Here is a 25,106-nt window from a genome sequence, read left to right as displayed (position 1 = left end):
AGTTCGGCAGCATTCCCCCCAGGCCCCCGGCGCCGATCTCGGCGGCCCCTCGCAGCGACAGTGCTGAGCGGCATCGGGCTCGTCGCCGCAGCGCTCACGACGGGCGCGGTCGCACCCGCCGCCTCCGCTGCGCCCGCTCCCACGGCCCCCGCCGTGGCAGCCGCGACCCCGGTCGCCGACGGCGTCCTCATGAGCTACGTCGTCAACACCAAGGCGAACCCCGGCCAGACCCGCCTCGCCGAGCGTGCGGTGCGCGACGCCGGCGGCACGGTCGTCCAGTCCTGGCCCGAGATCGGCGTGGTCGTCGCGCACTCCACGTCCGGCTCGTTCCGTCAGGACGTCGCGGAGGTCGCGAAGGGCGGCGCCGTCCAGTCCGTCGGCGCGACGCGCACGGCAGCCGTCAAGACACCGGAGGCCGCCGCCGCGCCGCAGCGACGCTCGCTGGCGCGCGACGCCGAGAGCCGCTCGGCCTTCGAGATCCGGCAGGGCGTCTCGGCGACCGAGGTCGCCCCCGACCCGCTCGAGTCGCAGCAGTGGGACATGACCCAGATCAAGGCAGACGTCGCCAGCGACGGCAGCCGCGACGTCACCGTCGGCGTGCTCGACAGCGGCATCGACGACACGCACCCCGACCTCGCGCCCAACCTGGACGCGCAGAACTCGGTCGGCTGCACCTCGTACGGGGTGCCGGACACCAGCCGCGCCGCCTGGATCCCGACGACCAGCGACCACGGGACGCACGTGGCCGGGACGATCGCCGCGGCCAAGAACGGCGTCGGCATCGTCGGAGTCGCTCCGAACGTCCGGATGAGCTCGATCAAGGTCGTCGACGACGACGGGTTCATCTACCCCGAGTACGCGATCTGCGGGTTCGTGTGGGCCGCCCAGCACGGCGTCGACGTGACGAACAACAGCTACTACGTCGATCCGTGGATGTTCTGGTGCAGCAACGACCCGGACCAGGCCGCGGCCAAGGAAGCCGTCCGCCGGGCCGTCTCGTACTCCGAGCGCAAGGGCGTCGTGAGCGCTGCCGCAGCCGGCAACTCGAACTACGACCTCGCCAACAAGACGACGGACGCGACCAGCCCGAACGACACCACTCCGGTGACGCGTCCGATCGACGCGGGCTGCGAGGACATCCCGGCCGAGCTCCCGGGTGTCGTGACGGTCGCCTCGACCGACCAGGCGGGAGCCAAGTCGAGCTTCTCCAACTACGGCGACGGCGTGATCGACGTGGCAGCACCGGGGAGCCGGATCCTGTCGACCGTCCTCAACGGCGGCTACGGGCTCAAGTCCGGCACGTCCATGGCCTCGCCGCATGTCGCGGGCGTGCTGGCGCTCCTCGCGTCGTCGCACCCTGACGCGTCGCCGGCCGAGCTCGTCGCGATGGTGCGCGCGCAGGCCGACGACAAGCCGTGCCCGAGCGACGTCCGTTGCACCGGCGACGCCGCGTACAACGGCTTCTTCGGCGACGGTCTCGTCGACGCCCTGGACGCCACCCAGGGTCGCTGATCCCATTCGAGGACGGCGCGGCACGGCTCTCCACGAGCCGTGCCGCGCCGGTCCACGGCCCGCAACTCGCGGTGTCAACCGGACGAATGTGCCAGCGAACACAACCTACGCATCGGTAGGGTTGAGGTGTGACGACCGTGGAGATCCTCGAACCTCGGCGCCGCCCGACGCAGGAGCGGAGCCAGAAGAAGTTCGACCTGATCCTGCAGACGTCCCGTGACCTGCTGCTCGACGTGGGCTTCGAGTCGTTCACGCTCGAGGAGGTCGCCAGCCGCGCAGGCATCCCGATCGGCACCATCTACCAGTTCTTCCAGAACAAGTACGTCGTCGTCTGCGAGCTCGACCGCCAGGACGTCGTGGCCGTCCGCGCCGAGCTCGCGAGACTGGCCGCCGCGCTGCCGACGCTCGACTGGCTGCGGCTCCTCGACCAGCTCGTGGACCACATCGCCGCCCTCTGGGTGACAGACCCGTCGCGCCGTGCCGTGTGGCACGCGGTCCAGTCCACCCCGGCGACGCGTGCGACGGCCGCCGTCACCGAGCGCGAGCTGGCGGTCGACGTGGCGGGCGTTCTCGCGCCCCTGACGCCCCGTACGCCGCGGGGTCGCCGCAAGATCGTCGCCGAGGTCCTCGTCCACGTCGCGTACTCGATGCTCAACTTCTCGATCCGCGACGGCCAGGAGCACGCCGAGGCCGTGATCGAGCTCAAGCGACTCCTCGGCTCCTACCTGCTGGCGGCCGAGCAGGCCGGCTGACGCGCGATCGCGCTCAGGCGGTGAGGACGACGTACGCGATCGCGTAGTCGCCGTCGTGCGACAGCGAGACGTGCAGCCGCCCCGCGTCGAGGTGCGTCGACACCGGCGAGTGCAGCGCGATCCGCGGACGGCCCCAGAGGTCCTTGACGACCTCGATCGCCGCCAGGGCCTTCGACTCCTCGACCACCGGTGGCGAGCCGTGCAGGGACGCCGACCAGGCCTTCACGACGGCCTCCTTGGCCGCCCACCGGGCGGCGAGGTGACGCGTACGGTCGGCAGGACCGTCCGCTGCGTCACCTCGCTCGCCGGGGGTGAACATCTCCTCGAACCGGGTGCCCGGCTGAGCCAGCTGTTCAGCGAACGACGGGACGTGGACCAGGTCCACGCCCACGCCGATCACGCTCACGAGTAGATGCCGTCCTTGCCCAGCCGCGCCTGCGGGTCGAGGAGGATCGACGCCTCCCGCTCGCGGACGCCGGAGTCACCGAGGCGGCGTCCGACCGGGCGCTGGTACGGCGCAGGACCGCCGTACATCGCCCGGACGAGGCGCAGCCGGCCCGAGACCTCACGGGCGCGTGCCGCCCGCTCGTACTCCTCGCGCTGCGTCGCGTCGAGCGTCGCCAGGAACGCCTCCGGGTGGGCGATCGCGACGAGCGCGGCGACGTGGCCGAACCCGAGGCTCGTGACCAGCCCGGCGCGCATCGGGGCGGGAGCCTCGAGCGCCTCGCGCAGCCACACCAGGTGCGGGTTCTCGTCGAGGACGTCGTCGACGCAGTCGAGGCTGCGGTTGGGCGGCAGCACCTGCGCCCCGAGGACCTGGCAGAGCCCGATCATCTGGAACGCGGCCGCCCCGCCCTTCGAGTGCCCCGTGAGCGTCTTCTGCGAGACCACGAACAGCGGGTTGCCGTCCGATCGGCCCAGCGACGCCGCGATCCGCTCGTGCAGCTCGGACTCGTTGGGGTCGTTCGCCGCGGTCGAGGTGTCGTGCTTCGACACCACCGCGACGTCGTCCGCGCCGAGGCCGAGAGCGGCGAGCCCGCGGGCCAGCGGCGACTGGGCGCCGCCGCGAGCCGCTGCCAGAGCGCCGAGTCCCGGAGCGGGGATCGACGTGTGGACGCCGTCGGCGAAGGACCCGGCGTACGCGACCACACCCAGGACGGGGAGGCCCATCCGGAGCGCGACGTCGCCGCGTGCGAGGAGGATCGTGCCGCCTCCCTGGCTCTCGACGAAGCCGCCACGGCGACGGTCGTTGGCGCGGCTGACGAAGCGCGGGTCGATGCCCTTGGCGAGCATCGTGCCCGAGTCGGCCGTCGCGGACATGTCGGCGAAGCCCACGATGCCCTCCGTCGACAGGTCGTCGAACCCGCCGGCGACCACGAAGTCGGCCTTGCCGAGGCGGATCTTGTCCGCACCCTCCTCGACCGACACCGCGCTCGTCGCGCAGGCGGCGACCGGGTGGATCATCGCGCCGTAGCCACCGACGTACGACTGCATGACGTGCGCCGCGATGACGTTCGGCAGCGCCTCCTGGAGGATGTCGTTCTGCTTCGCCTCGCCGAGGAGCGTGTCGATGTAGAGCGAGCGCATCGACGTCATGCCGCCCATGCCGGTGCCCTGCGTGCTGGCGACCGCGGCCGGGTGGACCCAGCGCATGAGCTCCGCCGGGCTGAAGCCGCTGGAGAGGAACGCGTCCACGGTGCAGACGAGGTTCCAGACCGCGACACGGTCGAGCGACTCGAGCATCTCGGCGGGCACGCCCCACACCGCGGGGTCGAAGCCGGTCGGGATCTGGCCGCCGATCGTACGGGTCAGCGCGAGGCGCCGCGGGACGCGGATCTCGGTGCCGGCCTTGCGGGTCACGGTCCAGTCGCCGTCGCCGCCCGGTGCGATGACCGTACGGTCGGGGTCGGCGTCGTACATCGCCCTGGCCGCAGCCTCGGAGCCGACGGAGAACGTGATGTCGTCGTCGAGGTAGGCACGGGCGAGCAGCGGCGTCGAGGTGTCGACCAGCGCGCCGTCGTCGGCGTAGCGCCGGATGCCGCACCGCTCGACGACCACGTCGTGGTAGCGCTCGTGGATCTCGGCCTCGGAGACCGCGTCGCCGGCCTCGACGTCGTACCAGCCGCCGTTGTCGTCCCAGGCGATCAGCCCGGTCGACCAGGCGAGCTCGAGCACGCCCGCGGCCGAGAGCTCCTCGGATACCTCGTACTCGAAGCGGGTGCGTGCCGAGCCGAACGGACCGAGCTCACCGGCACCGACGATGACCACGAGGTCCTCGGGGCGGGCGGTGGTGCTGGGCCACGAGACCTTCGGCCGCTTGGGCAGCTGGGCCGGCGACGGCGCGAGAGCGGCGATCGCCGCTTCCTCACCCGCTGGGCGAGGCGCGGAGCGATCGAGACCCTCCGAAGCCTCACGGGCCAGCGCGGCGAGATCGAGGTCGGTCTCGCCGAGCCCGCCGGTCAGGTCAGCAGTGAGGGGAGCCGTTCGTGCCTCAGCCCGAGCTTCGACCGACGCCAGCCCGAGGAGCTCCTCTGCCATCTCGTCGGTGGACCACGTGCGGACACCGACGCGCTCGACGGCTTCGACCAGCGGGTCGTTGCCGCCCATCAGCCCGGTCCCGCGGACCCAGCCGATGATCGCGTGCACGAGCGTGACGCGCTCGCTCCAGGTCGCCTCGGCAGACCACCGCGCGACCATCGCGTCGAGCGAGGCCTTGGCCTCGCCGTACGCCCCGTCGCCGCCGAACATGCCGCGGTTGGGGGAGCCCGGCAGGACGACGTGCAGCGTGGAGGCGAGGTCGTGTGCGCGTCCGGTGGTGCCGAGGGTCGCGACGAGGCGCTCCACCGACCACACCAGGATCCGCATGTCGACCTCGGAGCGGGCACCGACCTCGGTCATGTCGCCCGCGACCCGGCCGGCCGCGAACGGGAACAGGAGGGTCGGCGTCAGCGCCGGCTTGGTCACCGTGGTGGTGCCGCCTGCGGTGCTGGTCTGCTCCTCGGTCACCCACGACGCGAGCGCGTCGACGTCGGCGAACGACGCGAGGTTGGCGGGCAGGACCCACAGGCGCGCACCGGCGCGGGCGTGGGTGCGGTAGAGCTCCTTGTACGCCCGCAGCTTGGGCTGGTCGAGCCGCGAGGTGGTCGCGACGACCGTCGCGCCACCCGACAGCAGGCGCCCGACGACGGCGGACGCGATCGAGCCGGCGCTCGCACCGGTGACGACGGCGACCTCGTCGGTCCAGGCGCCCGCGGCGGTGTCGGTCGCCGCGTCGGCGATCGCGGTGAGGCGGTCGGCGAGTGCAGCGTCCTCCGTGCGCGCGGCCCACCAGCGGGCCTGTGCCGCGACGTCCTCGCCGGTGCCGGTGAACGACTCCGGCGTGGCCGCCACGGTGCCGCCGGCGGCGATGCGGGCGACGTCCTCGCGGGCGCTGGCCCACCGGTCGTCGAGCAGCAGTGCACGGCGTGCGTCGAACGCGGGCGCGGTGAGGCGCCCCCAGTCGGTCCCGAGCTCCGCCTCGACCTGGGCGAGGGCCGCGGCGTCTGCGGTGTCGGTGGTCGAGACGGCCGAGGTCTCGGCGAGGCCCAGCGTCTTGAGGAGGTGGCGCGCCGTGGAGGCGAGCACCCCGTCGGGGCCGGTGATGCCGGCGGTGATCTCGCCCAGGGCCGCGGCGTCGACGGTGACGTCGGCTCCGCCCGCGCTGGGGAGCGCCACGGCGATGCCGCGGCGTGCGGCCACCGACTGGACACCGGCGTCGACGGCGGCGTCGAAGTCGGCGGCGCTGGACGGAGCGTCCAGGTCGCCGAAGCTGCCACCACGCACGCTGCTGCCATCACGCGTCGCCAGCGCCAGCTCGGCGGTGACGTGGCTCGCCCAGCCGGGGCCGAGCTGCCAGACGCCGGTGACGCGGTCTGCGATCGCCGCCTGCCGCTTGCCCGTCGGGCCGAGCACCTTCGTGAGGTGGTCGCCGAGCGCGCTCGAGAGCACGGGGCCGAACGGCTTGTACGAGCGGGCGAGGCCCTTGACCTGTCCGGAGAGCGTCGGGATGTCGGCGTCGGCGGCGCCGTCGATCGCGCCGAGCGACAGCTCGCCGCCGAGATCGACGAGCAGCTGGTTGCGCCGCGACGACGCGCCGTCGCACAGCGACTCGATCGAGTCGGCCGTGCCGATCTGGTCGAGGCGCATCTTGGTCCACCACGCGAGCAGCACCGTGGTCGCGTCCGCCGCGTCGAACGTGAGGTCGGCGGGGCGGTCGGCGCTGGGTGCGGCGCTGGGTGCCGGTGCGGCGGCGGCGGAGGGTGCCGCCGCTGCACCGGCGGTCTGTGCGGGAGCGGGCTCCTCCGTCGCTGCCGGCTCCGGGTCGGTGTCGGTCGCGAACACCGAGCCGGACTCGCGCTCGATGTTGAGGACCTCGATGGTCCGCTCGGGGGCGGTCGGCAGCTTGAGGGTCGACGACGCGAGGTTCGCGACGGTCGGTGCGTTGGCGACACCGATCTCCACGAAGCGCTCAACGCCCAGGTCGCCGAACATCAGGTCCTGGGTCTCGATCCAGCGGACCGGGCTCGCGAACTGCCACGCGAGCAGCTCGACGAGCAGTCGGCGCGCGAGACGGCCGGGCGTCGCCGCCCAGGCGTCGTAGTCGGCGAGGACCTCTTCGAGCGGTGCGGACGGCACCGTCGAGGCGATCTCCGCGACGAACGCACGGTCGAGGGTGAACGGCCACGGGACGAGGTTCGGGACGTAGCGTCCGAGCAGGATCGAGGGATCGATCGTCTCGGGCAGCAGCTCCTCGAGACGGGCCCGGAAGTCCGGCACGCCGCCGCGGAGGACGCTGGAGTGGAACGGCACGTCGATGCCGGGGACCAGGATGAAGGCGGCCTTGCCGCCGAACTCGGCCCGTCGGCGCGCGATCTCGGCCTCGAGGATCTCCAGGCCCTTGACGGAGCCGGCGATCGCGTACTGCGAGCCGCGCAGGTTGTAGTTCACGATCTCGAGGAACTCGCCGGACTCCTGCGCGATCCGGTCGACGAACGGCGTGACCTCAGCGTCGTCGAGGCCGATCTGGCTCGGGCGGATCGCCGCGAGCCGGTAGTCGCTGCGGCCCTCGGCGTCGCGGGGCACGAGCGTGTGCATGACCGAGCCGCGCTGGAACACGACCTCGATCACGGCCTCCAGGCTGATCACGCCGGAGACGGCCGAGAGTGCGTTGTACTCGCCGACCGAGTGGCCTGCCAGCACCGCGTCGTCGACGAACGCGCCGGCCTCGCGGAGCTCGGCGATCTGCGCCGACCCGAGGACGGCCATCGCGACCTGCGTGAACTGCGTGAGGAACAGGACGCCGTCCGGGTGCTTGTGCGTGACGCCGTCGGCGACGATGACCGTCGGGTTCTCCTGCACGACGGTCAGGATGGAGAAGCCGAGCGCTTCGCGGGTGTGGGCGTCGGCCCGGTCCCAGATCTCGCGCGCGGCCTTGCTGCGGCGGTAGCCCGCCATGCCCATCCCGGCGTGCTGGATGCCCTGTCCCGGGAACGCGTACGCGGTGCGCGGGGGTGCGATGCGGGCGGTGGCGGCGAGCACGAGCTCGCCCTCGCTGCGACCGGTGACCTCGACGATCTCGGCACCGGCGTCGAGGCCGGTCCGGACGGCGGCAAGGTCGACGGTCGCTCCTGGCCGCACGGGTGCGAGGAACCGGGTGGTCCAGCCGTCGATGTGGCGACCGACGAGCATCTGCTGAGCCGCGGCCGAGAGCCACATGCCGTGCACGATCGGGTCGCCGAGGCCGGCGAGGCGTGCTGCGGCGACGCTGGTGTGGATCGGGTTGTGGTCGCCGGTGACCGCGGCGAACGCGGACAGGTCGGTCGGGGCGACGACGGACACCGAGGCGCGGGTACGGCGCGAGGTGTCGGTCACCGGCCCGCGTGCCGCGCCGCCGGCGACGGCGGGGTCGGTGAGGTCGGCGGCACCGTTGCGGCCGCGGATCGCGAACCGCTCGCGCAGCGTCGCGACGGCGTCGCCGGACTCCGTCGTGATGGTGACGTCGATGGTGACGACACGGCCGACTCCGGCATCCTCGACGCCGGCGAGGCGTGCCTCGACGGCGAGCGCGGTCTTCGCGGTCGGCAGCTCGCCGACGAGCTGGATCGCGTGGTCGAGGTGGACCAGGTCGAGCATGCCCTCGACGACGGAGAGGTCGCTCCCGGGGACGTGGGTGTCGGCGAGGACGGCGAACACCGACGACCAGGCCAGACCGACGAGCGCGTCGGGCGCCGGGCGGCTGCCGCGGGCGGCGGGACCGCCCGTGACGGCGGAGTGGTCGGCACCGAGGTCGCCGGACCAGGTCGCGGTCGTACGGGCGATTCCGTCGGCGGCCTGCGGAAGGTTGCCGCCGGCCGCGACACCGACGAGGCTGCGCATCGCCGTGACGGCGCTCTCGGCGGTCACGATCGGTGCGCCGCCCGATGCAGCGTCCGCGATCTCGATCCGGACCGACAGCGACCGGCTGCCGCCGAGCGGCACCTCGAGCACGGCGTCGTCGCCGTCGGTGAACAGGACGGCGCCGGTCTCGGCGTGCTCGGCGCGGCTCGGGTCGACGATGACCCAGTCCACGCCGAGGCGGTGGACGGGGTTGCGGACCGTGCGGCCCGCCCAGCTCACGTCGGGTGCGGCGAGCACGAGACCGAGGAGGTCGTCGGCGGCGTCGACCCGGCGGCGGCCGGCGACGCGCGAGGCGAGGGCGCCCGCGGTGAGGACGTCGTCCACGGTCTCGTCCTCGAAGCGGCGCAGGAGGTCCGCGACCGGCTCGTCGACGCGGGTGATGCCGCCGACGGCGACAGGCCCCGGGATGATGCAGACGGCGTCGGCGGGGTAGCGGGCGTCGTGGGCCTGCCAGAGGGAGTCGGAGCGGTACCAGCGGCGTACGTCGCCGTCGAGCACCGGCACGAACGGCACGGGCTTGCCGGGACGGCGGCAGACCTCGACGAAGTATGCGACGTCGGCCGGGTGGAGGGTCACCTCGGTGGCGTGCGGGTACGCGGCCAGGAGGGCCCCGATCGCGGCGTACGGGTCGTCGGCGGCGTCGGCATCGGGGTACAGCGTCGTGATCTCGCCGTGGTCCTCGGCTGCGAGGCGGGCCTCGGCGCGCTGGAGCATCGCGTGGAAGCGGTCGCGCAGCGTCACGTCGAGCCAGTTCTCGGCTCCGGCGCCGGTGATCTCGTTCTCGCCCGGCTCGGCACCGGCGAGGTCGGCGTAGCGCGCCAGCCAGCCGGCGTACGTCATGTCCTCGACGTCGCCGAAGTACGGCTTGGCGGTCGGTGCGATCGCGGCGACGATCTCGTCGCGGCGCTTCGCGACGGCCTCGGCGTCGCCGGCCACCTCGTCGAGGATGCGTCCGGCGCGCGAGGCGGCGTTGTCGATCTCGTGGATGTCCGCGCCGAGCTGGCTGCGGCCCGACGCCATGCCGGCGTCGGCACGGCCCGCTCCGACCCAGTCGGGAGTCCCGGGGGTGTCGACGAGCATCTGCTTGACCTGCGGCGAGGTGGTCGCCTCGCGCGTCGCCATCGCGGCGGTGCCGACGAGGATGCCGTCGAGCGGCATCGCCGGGTAGCCGTGGCGGCGGGCCCAGGCGCCGGTCAGGTAGGCCGACGCGGCCTCCGGCGTCCCGATGCCTCCGCCGACGCAGACGACGACGTTGTCCTGGGCGCGCAGCTGGGCGTACGTGGTGAGGAGGAGGTCGTCCAGGTCCTCCCACGAGTGGTGCCCGCCAGCCTTGCCGCCCTCGACGTGCACGACGATCGGGATCGGCGCGGCCTCGCGGGCGATCGCGAGCACCTCGCGGATCTGCTTCACCGTGCCGGGCTTGAAGACGACGTACGAGATGCCCGCGTCGCGGAGCTCCTCGACGAGAGCGACGGCGTCCGGGAGCTCCGGGATGCCGGCGCTGACCACGACCGCGTCCACCGCGGCGCCGTTGGCCCGCGCGCGCTGGACGAGGCGCTGCTGCCCGAGCTGCATCTTCCACAGGTACGGGTCGAGGTAGAGCGCGTTGAACGCGAACGTACGGCCCGGCTCGAGGAGTCCCGTGAGCTCCTCGATCCGGTCGGCGAAGATGCCCTCGGTGACCTGTCCGCCGCCGGCGAGCTCGGACCAGAAGCCGGCGTTGGCCGCAGCCGCGACGATGGGAGCGTCGACCGTGGTGGGCGTCATGCCGGCCAGGAGGATGGGGGAGCGGCCGGTGAGGCGGGTGAAGCTCGTCTCCAGGACCGTGCGTCCGTCCGGGAGGGTGACGGGCTTGGGGGCGTACGAGGACCACGCAGCGGCACGGCGGGGCGCGGCGCCGGGCGTGGTCAGGATCCGCTGGCCCTGGCGCGTGGCCGGGGCGACGAGCCCGACACCGCGGGCGGTGGCCTCGTACTCGGCGAGCAGGGACGCGAGGTTGCCCGGACCGAGGTCGAGGATCCACTCGGCACCGCTGTCGAGGGCGCCTTCGAGGTCGCGGACCCAGTCTCCGGGCGCGATCACGGCGCGGGTCGCGACGTCGCGTGCCCACTCCGGGTCGAGGCCGCACACGGCCGCCCAGTCCGCGACGAGGTCGCCGGCTTCGCTGAGCCCGTGGTGGTGGAACGCGGCGCGCGGCTCGAGCACCTCGAACACCGGGGAGAACGGCGTACCGCCGGTGGCCTTGCGCTCGCGACGGGCGGCTTGGGCCTCGGCCTCGCGCTCGAGGTGACGGCGGACCGTGGCGAGGTCCTCGGCCGGGCCGCTGAGGACGACCGTACGGCGCCCGTTGCGAAGAGCGACGTCCACGTCGACGCCGTCCACCTCGGCGAGGAGGACGGTGACCTCGGCCGGGTCGACGCGGCGGACCGCGAGCATCGTGTCGCCGAGCAGGCCACGGCGCTGAGCGGTGAGCTGGATCGCCGCACCCACGAGGCGCGCGACGGCGAGGACGTCCGAGGCCGAGCGGCCGGCGAGCGTCTCAGCCGCCAGGACGCCCTGCGAGTGGCTGACGACCGCGGTCGGAGCGTGGTTCGCGAGGTCGAGACCCTGCAGCCGCACGGCCTCGATGCCGGCGAGCTGGGCGAGGAGGATGCCGGGCACCGACACGGCGGGCTGCGTGAGCACGTCCGTGTCGGGTGCCGTCGACTCCTCGTCGGCGGCTGCCGACTCGGCTACTGCGAGGGCGTCCGCCCAGGCGAGCGGCTGGAACGGCAGCGGGATCCGGGCGAGTTCCGCCTGGACCGGCGCGAGCCGTGTCTCGGCCGCGGCGCAGACCGCGTGGAGCTGGGGACCTAGCGCATAGGTCCGAAGCAGGTCGCTGAGCGGCTCGAGCCATGGACTGCCCTGGCCGCCGAACGCGATCGCGTACGGAGTCGCGTCGTTGAGTGCATCGACCAGCCGGGTGCGGTGGTCGTGCGTCGTCGTCCGGGTGGTCGGGGTGTCGATGATCGTCACGAGTCCCTCGAGCTTCCTGGTGGTGCGCGGTCGTGGCCGCACTCATCATGACTCAAACATGAGGGATGCCTCAACATTTTCGTGAGGCATGCCTCATGTTTTGCGTCACTGGGAGCGCTACCAGGCCCGCCTTGCTCGCGCGATCCCAGGAGATCGGGGCCTCTTGTTATGAGGTGTGTCACACTTCCGCGCATGACGTCCTACGACTACGTGGTGGTGGGCGCGGGAAGCGCCGGAGCGGTGGTCGCGTCGCGGCTCACCGAGGACCCGTCCGTGACCGTCCTCCTCCTGGAGGCAGGGCCAGAGGCCGATGCCGACGAGATCACGATCCCCGCCGCCTTCTCGAGCCTGTTCAAGACCCGCTGGGACTGGAACTACTCGACCACGGAGCAGAAGCAGCTGCACGGTCGCCGGGCGTACTGGCCCCGCATGAAGGCGCTCGGTGGCTGCTCGTCGATGAACGCGATGATCTACATCCGCGGCAACGCCTACGACTACGACACCTGGCGCGACGCGTACGGCGCCGCGGGGTGGGGCTACGAGGACGTCCTTCCGTACTTCGTCCGCGCCGAGGGCAACACTCGTCTCGCCGGGCCGTACCACGGCACCGACGGCCCGCTGCGGGTCGAGGACCGTGTCTTCACCCACGAGCTGAGCCAGGCCTGGGTCGACTCGGCGGTGGGCTCGGGCTTCGACCGCACCGACGACTTCAACGGGGCCGCGCAGGAAGGTGCGGGGCTCTACCAGGTGACGTGCCGCAAGGGTCGGCGCTGGTCGGTCGCCGACGCGTACCTCCGGCCCGCGCTCGACCGCCCCAACCTCACCGTGGTCACCGGGGCGCTGGCGACCCGTGTCGTCGTCGAGGGCGGCCGCGCCGCTGGGGTCGCGTACGCCGTGGCCGGGGCCGAGCAGGTCGCGCGGGCCGAGCGTGAGGTCGTGCTGTCCGGCGGAGCGGTCAACAGCCCGCAGCTGCTGATGCTGTCGGGGATCGGTCCCGCCGCCCATCTGCGGGAGCACGGCATCGACGTGGTCACCGACCTGCCCGGCGTCGGCGCGAACCTCCACGACCACCCTGCGCTGCCGCTGATCTGGACCACGCGCGGTACGACCGACCTCGCGCAGGCGAGCAACCTCGGCAACCTGATGCGGTGGAAGGCGACCGGCAAGGGTCCGCTGGCCTCCAACATCGGTGAGGCCGGCGGATTCTTCACCAGCCGTGACGGACTCCCGGCGCCGGACCTCCAGGTCCACGTGGCGCCGGCGGGGTTCTACGACAACGGGCTTCGAGAGGCGAAGGCGCAGATGTTCACCGCGGCGCCCACCCTGGTCAACGTCGCGAGCCGCGGGTCGCTGCGCCTGCGCTCGGCCGATCCGACGTGGCACCCGGCGATCGACGCCGCGTACTACGACGACCAGACCGACCTGGACGCGATGCTGGCCGGCGCACGCCGGGTCCTCGACACGGTGTCGTCCGGGCCGCTCGCGCGGTTCCTCGTCGACCTGTGGATGCCGAGGACCCGCGGTGCCGTCCCCACCGACGCCGAGCTCGTCGAGCACATCCGGGCGCAGACCCAGACGCTGTACCACCCGGTCGGCACGTGCGCGATGGGGTCCGGCGAGGCGTCGGTGGTCGACCCGGAGCTGCGCGTGCGCGGGGTCGAAGGGCTGCGCGTCGTCGACGCGTCGGTCATGCCGATGGTTCCGCGAGGCAACACGAACGCGCCCACGATCATGGTCGGCGAGAAGGCCGTCGACCTCATGCTCGGCCGTACGCTGCCGCCGGCGGTGGCCGCGGGAGCGGTGGCGTCCGCGTCGTCCTAGGTCACAGGCCCCCCCGCGAACCAGTCCGTGAGCACCGGTGCCAGCACCGCCGGGTCCACGTCGTGGGTCTGGTCGCGGAGCGAGCGATACTCCGCGGCGCGGACGACGCACGCCACGATCCGCGACGGACGACGCAGCAGCTCGGGACTCGCCGCTCCGTCGAGGACCAGCGTCGGCACGTCGATCGCCTCGAACCGCTGTCGCGGCACGATGCCGTCACCGAGCAGCGCGAGGTCGTACGCGATGGTGGGCGCGAGCGCCTCGTACTCCTGCCACACCGGCGTCCGTCGCGCGAGGGTGACCATCTCCTTGGGCATCCCCGCGAGCGTCATCAGCATCGCGACGGCGTCGCCGTACCGGCACGGCCCGCGGTCGTCGTCGGCGAGGGTCGCCTCCAGCCCGTTGCGGGAGCGCCTGATGTCCGCGGACCCCAGGAACTCTCCGGTGTAGGGAGGTTCGTACGTGGCAAGTCGGCGCACCGGCATCCCCGACGCGGCCGCCTCCAAGGCCAGTGCGGCCCCCGCGGACTGCCCGAACACGCATGCACCGGGCCCTGCCGCAGCAACGACGGCGGCCAGGTCCTCGACCTCGCGGCGCGGGGCGTACGGCGGGGTGTCGGTGCTCTCGCCGCGCCCGCGACGGTCGTAGTCGTACACCGTGAACGACGCCGCGAGTGCCACGGCGAGGTCTCGTCCGGGGTCGGTGCGCGAGCAGGCCAGGGCACCGTCGACGAGGACGACCGGTGGCCCCGAGCCGCGGCGTGTGCAGGCGATCCTGGTGCCGTCGGAGGACGTGACGACGGAATGGGCTGCTCCGGGATCGGCGCTCATGCCTGTACGACCGCGGGTGCGGGTCGAATTCATCGCGTCATGCCGGGCAGGAGGATCTGTCGTCGCTGGCTACCGAGCAGTAGGCTTCCCCGGAAAGGCTTTGTGCCCCGCATCACAGACCCCCGGAGGACGAGATGGCGACGACGAGCCCGATGCCGAAGACCAGCCGCTCGCGCAAGAGGGCGGCGCAGTCCGACGACAACGCGGCAGCCCCGACGACGTTCGACTCGCTGAGCCCCGCGACGGGCGACGTCGTCGGCACGTACCCGCTGACCACCCCGGACGAGGTCGACGCCGCCGTCGAGCGGGCGCGCATCGCGTCGCAGTGGTGGTCCGAGATCGGCTACGACGGTCGCAAGGAGGTCCTCGGCCGCTGGAAGGGCGTCATCACGCGTCGCATCCACCAGCTCGCGGACGTCGTCCACGCCGAGACCGGCAAGCCGCACAGCGACGCCGTGCTCGAGATCGGTCTGGCGATTGACCACATCGCCTGGGCCGCCGGGCACGCCAAGAAGCTGCTCGGCCGTCGGACGGTCTCGCCAGGCCTGCTCATGGTCAACCAGAAGGCCACGATCGAGTACAAGGCGCTCGGCGTCGTCGGTGTGATCGGACCGTGGAACTACCCCGTGTTCACGCCGATGGGCTCCATCGCGTACGCCCTCGCGGCCGGCAACGCGGTCGTGTTCAAGCCGTCGGAGTACACGCCGGGCGTCGGCAAGTGGCTCGTCGACGCGTTCGCGGAGGTCGTCTCGGACTACCCCGTGCTCCAGCTGGTCACCGGGCTCGGCGAGACCGGTGCGGCCCTCGCGTCCTCCAAGGTCGACAAGGTGGCGTTCACGGGTTCGCCGGCCACCGGCCGCAAGGTCATGGAGGCTGCCGCCAAGAACCTCACCCCCGTCGTCATCGAGGCCGGCGGCAAGGACGCCCTGATCGTCGACGAGGACGCCGACATCGAAGCGGCGGCGGATGCGGCGCTGTGGGGCGGCATGAGCAACGCCGGGCAGACCTGCATCGGCACCGAGCGCGTCTACGTCCACGAGAAGGTGTTCGACGCGTTCGTCGCCGAGATCACCGCCAAGGCCGCCGTCGTGCGAGCAGGGTCCGACTCCGAGGCCAAGATCGGCCCGATCACGATGCCCGGCCAGCTTCCGATCATCAAGCGTCACGTCGAGGACGCGGTCGCGCGGGGCGGCACGGCGGTCGTCGGCGGTCCCGACGCGGTCGGCGAGCGGTTCGTGCAGCCGACCATCCTCACCGGCGTCCCCGAGGACGCCCCAGCGGTGACCGAGGAGACGTTCGGGCCGACGCTCGTCGTGAACTCGGTGCCGTCGATGGACGAGGCCGTACGCCGTACCAACGCCACCGCGTACGGCCTGGGCGGCGCCGTCTTCGGCAAGAAGCAGGCGGCCGAGATCGCGCACCGCATCCGCAGCGGCATGACGTCGGTCAACTCGGTGACGTCGTTCGCCGGTGTGCCGTCGCTGCCGTTCGGCGGCGTGGGGGAGTCGGGCTTCGGACGCATCCACGGCGAGGACGGGCTCAAGGAGTTCACGTACGCCCACGCCGTGACGGTGCCGCGCTTCAAGCCCGCGATGGTGCTCACGAGCTTCGGCCGTACGGCGAAGCAGGACAAGTCGTTCACCCAGCTGCTCACCGTGCTCCACGGCGGCAAGGCGCTCGACGTGAAGAAGCTCAAGCCGAAGAGCTGACCTGTCCCAGCTGCTGGGCCTGGATCGCGGTGATCGCGACCGTGTTGACGATGTCGCGCACGGTCGCGCCGCGAGACAGGTCGTTGACGGGCTTGCGCAGGCCCTGGAGCACGGGGCCGACCGCGACCGCCGCGGCCGAGCGTTGCACCGCCTTGTACGTGTTGTTCCCGGTGTTGAGGTCCGGAAAGACGAAGACCGTGGCCCGTCCGGCGACGTCCGACTCGGGCAGCTTCGTCCGGGCGACGGCGAGGTCGATCGCGGCGTCGTACTGGATCGGGCCCTCGATCGGCAGGTCGGGCGCCCGCTCCTGCGCGAGGCCCGTCGCGTTGAGGACCTTCTCGACGTCGGAGCCGGTGCCGGAGGTGCCGGTCGAGTACGACAGCATCGCGACGCGCGGGTCGATGCCGAAGGCGGCGGCCGTACGCGCCGACGAGATCGCGATGTCGGCCAGCTGCTCGGCATCAGGATCGACGACGACGGCGCAGTCGCCGTACACGAGGACCTGGTTCTCGAGGCACATGAAGAACACCGACGAGACGGTCGAGACCCCCGGGACCGTCTTCACGACCTCGAGCGCGGGCCGGATCGTGTGGGCGGTCGTGTGGACGGCGCCCGACACCATGCCGTCAGCGTGTCCGAGCTCGACCATCATCGTGCCGAAGTACGACACGTCCGCGACCGTCGTACGCGCCTCCTCGAGGTCGACCCCGCGGTGCCGGCGGCGCCGCTCGTACTCCTGGGCGAAGTGCTCGCGGTCGTCGGAGGTCCGCGGGTCGACGACCCGGGCGCCCGACACGTCCACACCGAGTCGCGCCGCGCGGGCCGTGATCGTGACGGGGTCGCCGAGGAGGGTGAGCTCCGCGACACCGCGGCGCAGGAGGATGTCGGCGGCCCGGAGGATCCGGTCCTCGCCGCCTTCGGGCAGCACGATGTGCTTCCGTTCGGCGGTGGCTCGGTCCAGCAGCTCGTGCTCGAACATCAGTGGTGTCACAGCCGTCGTCCGCGCGACCTCGAGCCGGTCGAGCAGCGCCTCTCCGTCGACGTGCTCCGCGAACGCGGCGAGTGCGGTGGCGAGCTTGCGCGGCGACTCCCTGGTCAGGCGGCCTCGTCGACCGGTCAGTGCGGCGGCGGTGTCGTACGTCCCCAGGTCGGTCGCCACGATCGGCATCGTGGAGCCGACCCCGAGGAGCAGCCGCTCGACCTGCTCGGGGAGGGCGATCCCGCCGTTGAGGACGATGCCGGCGACCTGCGGGAACTCGGTCGACGCGTGCGCGGTGAGGACACCGAGCACGATCTCGGGGCGGTCTCCCGGTGTGACGACGACGGCGCTCTCGAAGAGTCGGTCGAGGACGTTCGGCAACGTCATGGCGGCCACCACGAAACCGCTCGCCTCGCGCCCGAGGAGCGACTCGTCGCCCATCACGAGCCGACCGTCGCAGGCCGACATCAGGTCGGAGACGGTCGGCGCCGACAGCAGCGGATCGTCGGGGATCGCGTACACGAGGACGTCGCGGTCCACCACCTCTGCCGGGTCGGCCGCGACCTCCGCATCCGTGACGCGGTTGACGACGACCGCGAACAGCTCGGCGTGGTTCGCCTCGAGCTCGCCCACGGCGACGTCGGAGACGGCCGTCACCTCGGCACGCGTACGGTCGGCGCCGTTGAGCACCAGCAGGACCGGTGAGGCGAGGTTCGCGGCGATCCGGGCGTTGTAGGAGAACTCGGTCGGCGTGGCCACGTCGGTGTAGTCGGTGCCGACGACGACCACGACGTCGCAGCCGTCAGCCACCGCGTGGTGCCGCTCGATGATGCGTTCGATCGCGGCGACGGGATCGGCGTGGACCGCGTCGTACGTGGTGCCCACCGCGTCGTCGTACGTCGTGACGACCGCGTCGTGGGCGAGCAGCATGTCGAGCACGTAGTCGCGTCCGCCGGTCGTGGCGGCGTCCCCACGCACGATCGGCCGGAACACCCCGACCCGGCGCACCCGGCGCGAGAGCTGCTCGACGACACCGAGCGCCACGGTGGACTTGCCGGTGAACCCCTCGACCGAGGCGATGTAGACGCTGTTTCCCACGACGTCGAGCCTAGGGCGGTGCGCGCCGCGGCGCCCTACAACGGAAGCAGCATCGTGATGTCGTCGCGCTCGTCCCCGGGGCCGACCCTGATCGCACCGGGGACGCGGCCGACCTCCTTGTAGCCGCACCGTGCGTAGAAGTCCTCGAGGCCCAGCCCGCCGCGGCAGGTGAGCCGGACCGCCTCGATGCCGGGCATGCTGCGGGCTTGGGCCGCCAGCGCCAGCATCAGCGCGAAGCCGGCGCCGCGCCCCTGCGCCTCGGGGTGCACCATCACCGTCTTCACCCAGACCCAGTGCTGCATGAGCCGGTGCGTGTTGCGCTCGATGAAGCCGGCGGCACGCACCTCGTCCCCGTCGAGGCCGACGACGAGCAGCATGCGCCCCTGGTCGACTGCGCTCAGCTGCTCGTCCAGCAGAGGCTCGACGTCACGCGGCGAGATCGGCGGGACGAAACCGATCGCGCCGCCCGCGTTCGACGCGTCGGTCCAGGTCTCGAGCAGGCCTGCGCGGAGCGAACGCGTGACCGGCGGGTCGGCGACGAAGAAGAGAGCCACGGAGGAACGGTACGGAGTGCCGCGAACCCGTCAGCGATCGGCGTCCGAGAACGGGCCGACGTCGGTGATCTGCACCACGGCCTCGCCCGCCTCGTCCGACGCGTCGAGGTGGACGGTGGCGAAGATGCACCAGTCGCGGTCACCCTCGGGGTCCTCCAGGATCTGGCGCACGTGCCAGACCCTCGACTCCGCGCCCTCGGGATCGGCGTCCACGACGAGCATCGCCGGCCCGCGGGCGTCGGGGCCGGTGCCGAGCGAGTCGTACTCGGCGAAGTAGTCGTCGATCGCCTCGTGCCACAGGTCCGCGGTCCACCCGGCGGCGGCATCGAGGGCGCCGAGGTCGTTCCAGCGGCGCAGCGCCATCAGCTCGACCCGGCGGAACAGGACGTTGCGGACCAGCACCCGGAACGCCCGCTCGTTCGCGGTCACCGGAGGTGGACCGGTGTCGAGCGCGTCGTGCTGGGCGATCACCACGTCGACCGAGCCACCCTCACCGGCCGCGAGCGCCTCCCACTCGTCGAGGAGGCTCGAGTCGGTCTGGCGGACGACCTCGCCGAGCCAGTCGGTGATGTCGTCGATCTCGTCGGTGGCGTAGCTGTCGGGCACGGTGTGGCGCAGCGTGCGGTAGACGTCGGAGAGATAGCGCAGGACGAGTCCCTCGGAACGCGCGAGCTGGTACATGCTGACGTACTCGGCGAACGTCATCGACCGCTCCCACATCTCGCGGGCGACCGACTTCGGCTTCAGCTCGTGGTCGGCGACCCACGGATGGCCGGAACGGTACGCCTCGTACGCGACCTCCAGCTCGTCGCGCAGGGGCTGCGGGTGCTCGACGTCCTCGAGGAGCTCCATCCGCTCCTCGTACTCGAGTCCCTCGGCCTTCATCTCGGCGACGGCCTCGCCCTTGGCGCGGTTGCGCTGGGCACTGATGATCGTGCGGGGGTCCTCGAGGATCGCCTCGAAGACCGAGACGACCTCCAGCGCGTACGTCGGCGACTCCGGGTCGAGGATCTCCAGCGCCGCGACGGCGAACGGCGCCAGCGGCTGGTTGAGGGCGAAGTCCTCCTGGAGGTCCACCGTGAGGCGTACGGTGCGCCCGTCGGCGTCGGGCTGCGCGAGCTCCTCCACGACACCGCCCTCGATCAGGGTCGTGAAGATCGACTCGGCCTCGGCGAGCATCCGCTCCTGGTCCGCCTCGCTCGCGTGGCTGTCGGTGATGAGGGAGCGTACGGCGGCGCGGGCGTCACCGGGACGCGCGACGAGGTTGAGCACCATCGCGTGGGTCATCCGCATCCGCGAGACGAGCGGCTCAGGCTGTCCGGTCGACAGCTTGTCGAACGTGCGGTCGGACCAGTTGACGAAGCCCTCCGGCGGCTTCTTGCGCTGGATCCTGCGCAGCTTCTTGGGGTCGTCGCCGGCCTTGCGGACCATCTTGGCGTTCTCGACCTCGTGCTCGGGCGCCTCCACGACGACCCGCCCGATCGTGTCGTAGCCGGCACGTCCGGCGCGGCCGGCGATCTGCTGGAACTCGCGGACGTGCAGGTGCCGCTGACGGATGCCGTCGTACTTCGAGAGGCCCGAGAACAGGACCGTACGGATCGGCACGTTGATGCCGACGCCGAGCGTGTCCGTGCCGCAGACGACCTTGAGCAGGCCCTTCTGGGTGAGCCGCTCGACCAGCCGGCGGTAGCGCGGGAGCATGCCGGCGTGGTGGACGCCGATGCCCATCCGCACGAGCCTCGACAGCGTCTTGCCGAAGCCCGTCTGGAACTTGAAGTCGCCGAGCGCGGTGGCGATCGTGTCCTTCTCCGCCCGCGTCGTCACGTTGATGCTCGACAGCGCCTGCGCCCGCTCGATCGCCGACGCCTGGGTGAAGTGCACGATGTAGATCGGTGCCTGCCCGGTCGCGAGCAGCTCCTCGACGGTCTCGTGCACGGGCGAGGTGACGTACTCGTGGACCAGCGGGACGGGCCGGTCGGTCCCGGCGACCAGCGTGGTCTCGCGGCCGGTGCGCTCGGTGAGGTCCTTCTCGAACCGGGTGGTGTCGCCGAGCGTCGCCGACATCAGCAGGAACTGCGCGTGCGGCAGCTCGAGCAGCGGCACCTCCCACGCCCATCCGCGGTCGGGCTCGGAGTAGAAGTGGAACTCGTCCATCACCACGAGACCGACCTCGGCGGCCGCCCCCTCGCGCAGGGCCTTGTTGGCGAGGATCTCGGCGGTCGCGGCGATGATCGGGGCGTCGGCGTTGACGGAGGCGTCGCCGGTCATCATCCCGACGTTGTCGGCGCCGAACATGTCGACGAGCGCGAAGAACTTCTCCGACACCAGCGCCTTGATGGGTGCGGTGTAGAAGCTGCGCCGGCCCTTGGCGAGCGCGGCGAACTGCGCGCCCGCGGCGACGAGGCTCTTGCCGGAACCGGTGGGGGTCGCGAGGATCACGTTGGAGCCGGACACGATCTCGATGAGCGCGTCCTCCTGGGCGGGATAGAGGGTCAGGCCCTCACCCTCGGCCCACGTGCTGAACGCCTCGAAGACGACGTCGGCGTCGTCGGACTCCTCGGCGGCGGGAAGGTGGTCGACGAGGCGCATGATGCTGCCATCCTCCCACGCGGGACCTACCGGGGTGCTCGGCCACAAGGGTCGCCGGTGCAACAATCGGGACATGGTCAGCGAACCCACCTACCACCGTTATGTCGCCATGGGTGACTCGTTCACCGAAGGGGTCGGAGACCCCGACAAGTCCCGGCCGAACGGGCTCCGCGGGTGGGCGGACCGGGTCGCCGAGGTGCTCGCGACGAAGACCGACGACTTCGGCTACGCGAACCTCGCCGTCCGCGGGCGCCTCCTCAAGCCCGTGATCGCCGAGCAGCTCGAGCACGCCCTCAAGCTCTCGCCGGACCTCGTCACGATCTACGCCGGCGGCAACGACATCCTGCGGCCGAAGGTCGACCTCGACCTCCTCGGCGAGCTGTACGACGCCGCGATCGGTCGCCTCGCCGTGTGCGGGGGGCGTGTCGTCATGTTCACCGGCTTCGACCTGGGCCACGCGCCCGTGTTCGGCAAGCTCCGGGGGAGGGTCGCGGTCTACAACGAGATCGTGCGCGAGATCGCCGACAACCACGGCGCCACCGTCGTCGACTACTGGCGCTTCCGCGAGTTCCGGGACGAGCGCTACTGGGACACCGACCGGCTGCACATGGCGACCCCCGGCCACAAGCAGATGGCGATCCACGTGCTCGACACCCTCGGGATCTCGCACGACCTCAAGAAGCCGCGCCTGCCGAGGGCGGTGCCGCCGTCCAAGAAGGAGAAGCGCGACGCCGACCTCGCGTGGGCCAAGGAGTTCGCGATGCCGTGGGTCCAGCGTCGGATGAACGGCACGTCCTCGGGCGACTCGGTGAAGCCTAAGCGCCCGAGCCTCGAACCGATCTGACGTTTTCCGCGCAACGCGGGCCGCTGGCGCCACCCGATGGCACCTACGGCCCGCGTACCGCTCGCACCGCGCAGTCCGGTGAGGCGCACGGTTGCGGCGAACCCTCCCACCCGGCGTTGCTCAGGACACGCGCGATCTTGATCGCGGTGGCGCAGGGTCGTCGATACACCTGCCCCCACCCCAGTCGGGCGGTCTGGCGTCCCTCGCCGAGCACGTCGAGGTCTCGTTCGAGATCTGCATCCCGGCGCGCAGACGACTCGTGGTAGATCCGCCCGTCGAGCTCGATCACGATCCGGTCCAGGTCGACGTCGCGGTACGCGGACCCGCCCGGCGCCTCCGCGAGGACCTGGCGCCGCCCGCGTGGCAGGCCGTGCGGGCGCTCCACACGGGTCAGGTAGCCGTGCTCGAGGGCGGAGTGCGTTCCTTCCGCGATGTCGCGCAGCACATCCGTCGTCCAACGCCGCCGACGCGCCCGCGCACGACGCTCGAGGGCGTCCGCCAGCCGGGCGGCGGTCGTACGGGGTGAACCGCAGGCCCCGGACAGGATCGCGACAGCGTCGACCTCGTCGTCGGCCGCCAGCGCACGGTCGAGGACAGCCTCCTCGTAGCGCAGCCGCGGTGGTCCCGCGTTCCACTGGACGTCGTCGTCGAGCCGGACTCGCCGTACGACCTCGATCCCGCCCGGCGCTGCCTTCAGGTTTCGCTGGCGATCGATCGCCAGCTGGATGGGCTCCTCCAGGGTCGAGTCCCACCGCCTTCGCTCGGCCGCCCGCAGCGCCGACTCATCGGCGAGGGCCGCAGGCCACGCATAGAGCACCGCGCCCCACGCCCGTTGGATCCACGTCGGGGCGCCGGTGTGGTTCACGAGCACCCCGGGGAACAGTTGCTCAAGCTCCTTCGCCCGGACCATGCGCCGGACGTCGTGCGGCTCGTACCCGGCGGCGAGGAGCTGTCGGCGCGCGATCACACCGCCTTGAAGCTCGAAGAGCTCGCCGATCGTTTCCACGGCCTCAGCGTGGACCGTACGCCGCCGGTCCCGCAGCGGTCGTCCACAGGCACTGCGCGGGCCGTAGCTGTCAGCAGGTGGCTCCTGTGGCCCGCGCTTGCGATCTGCGCCTTCGCAGGACCCGTCGTAGCGTCGAAGGATGGACGTGAGGCGCATCACCACGACCCTGTCCGTCGTCGCACTGGGTGCCGCCGTGCTGGTCGCGGCGCCCGCGGAGGCGCACCGACGACCAGCGCCCTCGCTCCCCACGCCCACGTCGTACGGCACGGGTGGCGCGGTCTCGTCGGTGGACGCGACGGCCAGCAAGGTGGGGCGCGACGTGCTCGCTCGTGGCGGCAACGCGGCGGACGCTGCGGTCGCGATGGCGGCGACCCTCGGCGTGACCGAGCCGTACAGCGCCGGGATCGGCGGCGGCGGCTACTTCGTCTACTACGACGCCAAGCGGCACAAGGTCTCGACGATCGACGGCCGCGAGACGGCGCCGGCCGGGATCACGCCCGACGCGTTCATCGACCCGGCGACCGGGGCCCCTTACCGCTTCACACCTGAGCTGGTCTCCTCCGGCGTCGCCGTCGGCGTGCCGGGGACGCTCGCCACCTGGGACGAGGCGCTGGACCGCTTCGGCACGCGCTCGCTCGCGCGTTCCCTGGCGCCGGCGATCGGTGTCGCGGCGAAGGGGTTCCCGGTCGACCAGACGTTCCGCAGCCAGACGCTCGACAACGAGGCGCGGTTCGCCGCGTTCCCGGACACGGCCGAGCTGTTCCTGCCCGGCGGGGACGCCCCGCAGGTCGGCACGACGTTCCGCAACCCGGATCTGGCCCGCACGTACGCGCAGATCGCGCTGCGGGGCCCGCGCGCCTTCTACCGCGGGTCGCTCGCCCGCGAGATCGCGGCCACGGTGCAGGCGCCGCCGAAGGACCCGGCGTCCACGCTCCCGGCACCGGCCGGATCGATGACTGCGGCCGACCTGGCGGCGTACGAGGTCGTGAACCAGGCGCCGAGCAAGGTCCGCTACCGCGGGCACGACGTGTTCTCGATGGCGCCGTCGAGCTCGGGAGGTACGACCGTCGGCGAGGCGCTCAACATCCTCGAGAACTACCGGCTGCGCGGCGGGTCGGGCACGCCGCAGAGCCTGCACCTGTTCCTGGAGGCGAGCGCCCATGCGTTCGCCGACCGCAATGCGTACGTCGGCGACCCGGCGTTCGTTGACGTGCCGACCCGGACGCTGCTGAGCCAGCGGTTCGCCGACTCACGGGCGTGCAGGATCGATCCGACGCAGGCGTCGACGCGGCCGGTCGCACCGGGCGCGCTGGACGGCTCCGGCTGTGGCGCCGCGGCGCTCAGCGAGACGCCCGACACGGAGAACGTGTCGACGACGCACCTGTCGGTCGTCGACAAGTGGGGCAACGCGGTCGCGTACACGCTCACGATCGAGCAGACCGGCGGCTCGGGCATCACGGTCCCCGGTCGCGGCTTCCTGCTGAACAACGAGCTGACCGACTTCTCCGCCGTCTACAACGAGGCCGACCCGAACCGCATCCAGCCGGGCAAGCGCCCACGCTCGTCGATGTCGCCGACGATCGTGGTCGACGACGGCAAGGTGAAGTACGTCCTCGGGTCGCCCGGCGGCGCCACGATCATCACGACCGTGCTCCAGATCCTGATCAACCGCATCGACCTCGGCATGACCTTGCCCGAGGCGGTCGCCGCGCCGCGAGCCTCGCAGCGCAATGCGGCCACGACGCCGTCGGAGCCCGCGTTCATCGAGGCGTACGGCGCCGCGCTGACCCCGTACGGCCAGCGGCTCGTGCCGTCGGGAGACGCGTTCACGTCCGCTGCGGAGATCGGCGCCGCGGCGACGATCGAGGTCGGCAGACGCGGCACGATGATCGCCGCGGCCGAGCCCGTACGACGCGGCGGCGGCACCGGGCTCGTGGTGCGCCCGCGGCGGCACTGAGGGCG

General features: G+C 72.1%; 13 protein-coding genes. 6 read left to right on the top strand and 7 right to left on the bottom strand.

The window, feature by feature from the left end; genetic code table 11:
- The first annotated feature begins 60 nt into the window (after positions 1–60).
- Positions 61–1,512 carry a S8 family serine peptidase gene (locus AB3M34_RS19175; RefSeq protein WP_370616346.1) on the top strand — a complete coding sequence of 484 codons (1,452 nt, stop codon included), beginning with the start codon at positions 61–63 and terminating at the stop codon, positions 1,510–1,512.
- A 128-nt stretch (positions 1,513–1,640) separates the two neighbouring features.
- Positions 1,641–2,264, top strand: coding sequence for a TetR/AcrR family transcriptional regulator (locus tag AB3M34_RS19170; protein WP_370616344.1), 624 nt, complete (start codon positions 1,641–1,643; stop codon positions 2,262–2,264).
- Positions 2,265–2,277: 13 nt separating this feature from the next.
- Here the strand turns inward: AB3M34_RS19170 and AB3M34_RS19165 are convergent, their stop codons facing one another.
- Positions 2,278–2,670, bottom strand: coding sequence for a holo-ACP synthase (locus AB3M34_RS19165; protein WP_370616343.1), 393 nt, complete (start codon positions 2,668–2,670; stop codon positions 2,278–2,280).
- Positions 2,667–11,714 (bottom strand): fatty acid synthase subunit beta domain-containing protein, encoded by a 9,048-nt coding sequence (locus tag AB3M34_RS19160; protein WP_370616341.1) that lies wholly within the window; start codon positions 11,712–11,714, stop codon positions 2,667–2,669. The genes AB3M34_RS19165 and AB3M34_RS19160 overlap by 4 nt, the downstream gene beginning before the upstream one ends.
- Before the next feature lie 192 nt (positions 11,715–11,906).
- On the opposite strand from AB3M34_RS19160, the gene AB3M34_RS19155 reads away from it, so the two are divergent.
- Positions 11,907–13,535 (top strand): GMC family oxidoreductase, encoded by a 1,629-nt coding sequence (locus tag AB3M34_RS19155; protein WP_370616339.1) that lies wholly within the window; start codon positions 11,907–11,909, stop codon positions 13,533–13,535.
- Here AB3M34_RS19155 and AB3M34_RS19150 read toward each other — a convergent pair.
- The gene (locus AB3M34_RS19150) at positions 13,532–14,365 is read right to left on the bottom strand and encodes an alpha/beta fold hydrolase (protein WP_370616338.1); all 834 of its coding nucleotides are present in this window, start codon (positions 14,363–14,365) and stop codon (positions 13,532–13,534) included. The two genes, AB3M34_RS19155 and AB3M34_RS19150, sit on opposite strands and share 4 nt — an antisense overlap.
- 134 nt (positions 14,366–14,499) lie before the next feature.
- Between AB3M34_RS19150 and AB3M34_RS19145 the strand changes: the two genes are divergently transcribed.
- Complete coding sequence (locus AB3M34_RS19145; RefSeq protein ID WP_370616337.1) at positions 14,500–16,074, top strand: aldehyde dehydrogenase family protein; 1,575 nt, start codon at positions 14,500–14,502, stop codon at positions 16,072–16,074.
- Here AB3M34_RS19145 and pta read toward each other — a convergent pair.
- From pta to AB3M34_RS19130, 3 genes are read right to left on the bottom strand one after another with little or no spacing between them, the layout of a single operon-like run.
- Positions 16,058–18,151, bottom strand: coding sequence for a phosphate acetyltransferase (gene pta / locus AB3M34_RS19140; protein WP_370616336.1), 2,094 nt, complete (start codon positions 18,149–18,151; stop codon positions 16,058–16,060). The genes AB3M34_RS19145 and pta overlap by 17 nt on opposite strands.
- A gap of 35 nt (positions 18,152–18,186) precedes the next feature.
- The gene (locus AB3M34_RS19135; protein ID WP_370616335.1) at positions 18,187–18,705 is read right to left on the bottom strand and encodes a GNAT family N-acetyltransferase; all 519 of its coding nucleotides are present in this window, start codon (positions 18,703–18,705) and stop codon (positions 18,187–18,189) included.
- A 30-nt stretch (positions 18,706–18,735) separates the two neighbouring features.
- On the bottom strand, positions 18,736–21,294 hold the full coding sequence (locus AB3M34_RS19130) for a DEAD/DEAH box helicase (RefSeq protein WP_370616333.1): 2,559 nt from the start codon (positions 21,292–21,294) through the stop codon (positions 18,736–18,738).
- Between the two features lie 73 nt (positions 21,295–21,367).
- Between AB3M34_RS19130 and AB3M34_RS19125 the strand changes: the two genes are divergently transcribed.
- Positions 21,368–22,138 (top strand): SGNH/GDSL hydrolase family protein, encoded by a 771-nt coding sequence (locus tag AB3M34_RS19125; RefSeq protein WP_370616332.1) that lies wholly within the window; start codon positions 21,368–21,370, stop codon positions 22,136–22,138.
- 43 nt (positions 22,139–22,181) lie between these two features.
- On the opposite strand, the gene AB3M34_RS19120 is transcribed toward AB3M34_RS19125, so the two are convergent.
- Positions 22,182–23,144: a type IV toxin-antitoxin system AbiEi family antitoxin domain-containing protein gene (locus AB3M34_RS19120; protein WP_370616331.1), complete on the bottom strand. Its 963-nt coding sequence runs from the start codon at positions 23,142–23,144 to the stop codon at positions 22,182–22,184.
- 139 nt (positions 23,145–23,283) lie between these two features.
- Between AB3M34_RS19120 and ggt the strand changes: the two genes are divergently transcribed.
- Positions 23,284–25,101: a gamma-glutamyltransferase gene (gene ggt, locus AB3M34_RS19115; RefSeq protein WP_370616330.1), complete on the top strand. Its 1,818-nt coding sequence runs from the start codon at positions 23,284–23,286 to the stop codon at positions 25,099–25,101.
- Positions 25,102–25,106 lie beyond the last annotated feature (5 nt).

Source organism: Mumia sp. Pv4-285 (genome assembly GCF_041320275.1).
Lineage (GTDB): Bacteria > Actinomycetota > Actinomycetes > Propionibacteriales > Nocardioidaceae > Mumia > Mumia qirimensis.
This window is presented reverse-complemented; position numbering and strand designations above follow the sequence as displayed.

What these genes read in the sequence shown, in the direction of transcription:
- AB3M34_RS19130 (WP_370616333.1), bottom strand. Translation starts at nt 21,294, where the DNA reads ATGCGCCTCGTCGACCACCTTCCCGCCGCCGAGGAGTCCGACGACGCC.
- AB3M34_RS19125 (WP_370616332.1), top strand. Translation starts at nt 21,368, where the DNA reads ATGGTCAGCGAACCCACCTACCACCGTTATGTCGCCATGGGTGACTCG.
- ggt (WP_370616330.1), top strand. Translation starts at nt 23,284, where the DNA reads ATGGACGTGAGGCGCATCACCACGACCCTGTCCGTCGTCGCACTGGGT.
- AB3M34_RS19145 (WP_370616337.1), top strand. Translation starts at nt 14,500, where the DNA reads ATGGCGACGACGAGCCCGATGCCGAAGACCAGCCGCTCGCGCAAGAGG.
- AB3M34_RS19150 (WP_370616338.1), bottom strand. Translation starts at nt 14,365, where the DNA reads ATGAGCGCCGATCCCGGAGCAGCCCATTCCGTCGTCACGTCCTCCGAC.
- AB3M34_RS19155 (WP_370616339.1), top strand. Translation starts at nt 11,907, where the DNA reads ATGACGTCCTACGACTACGTGGTGGTGGGCGCGGGAAGCGCCGGAGCG.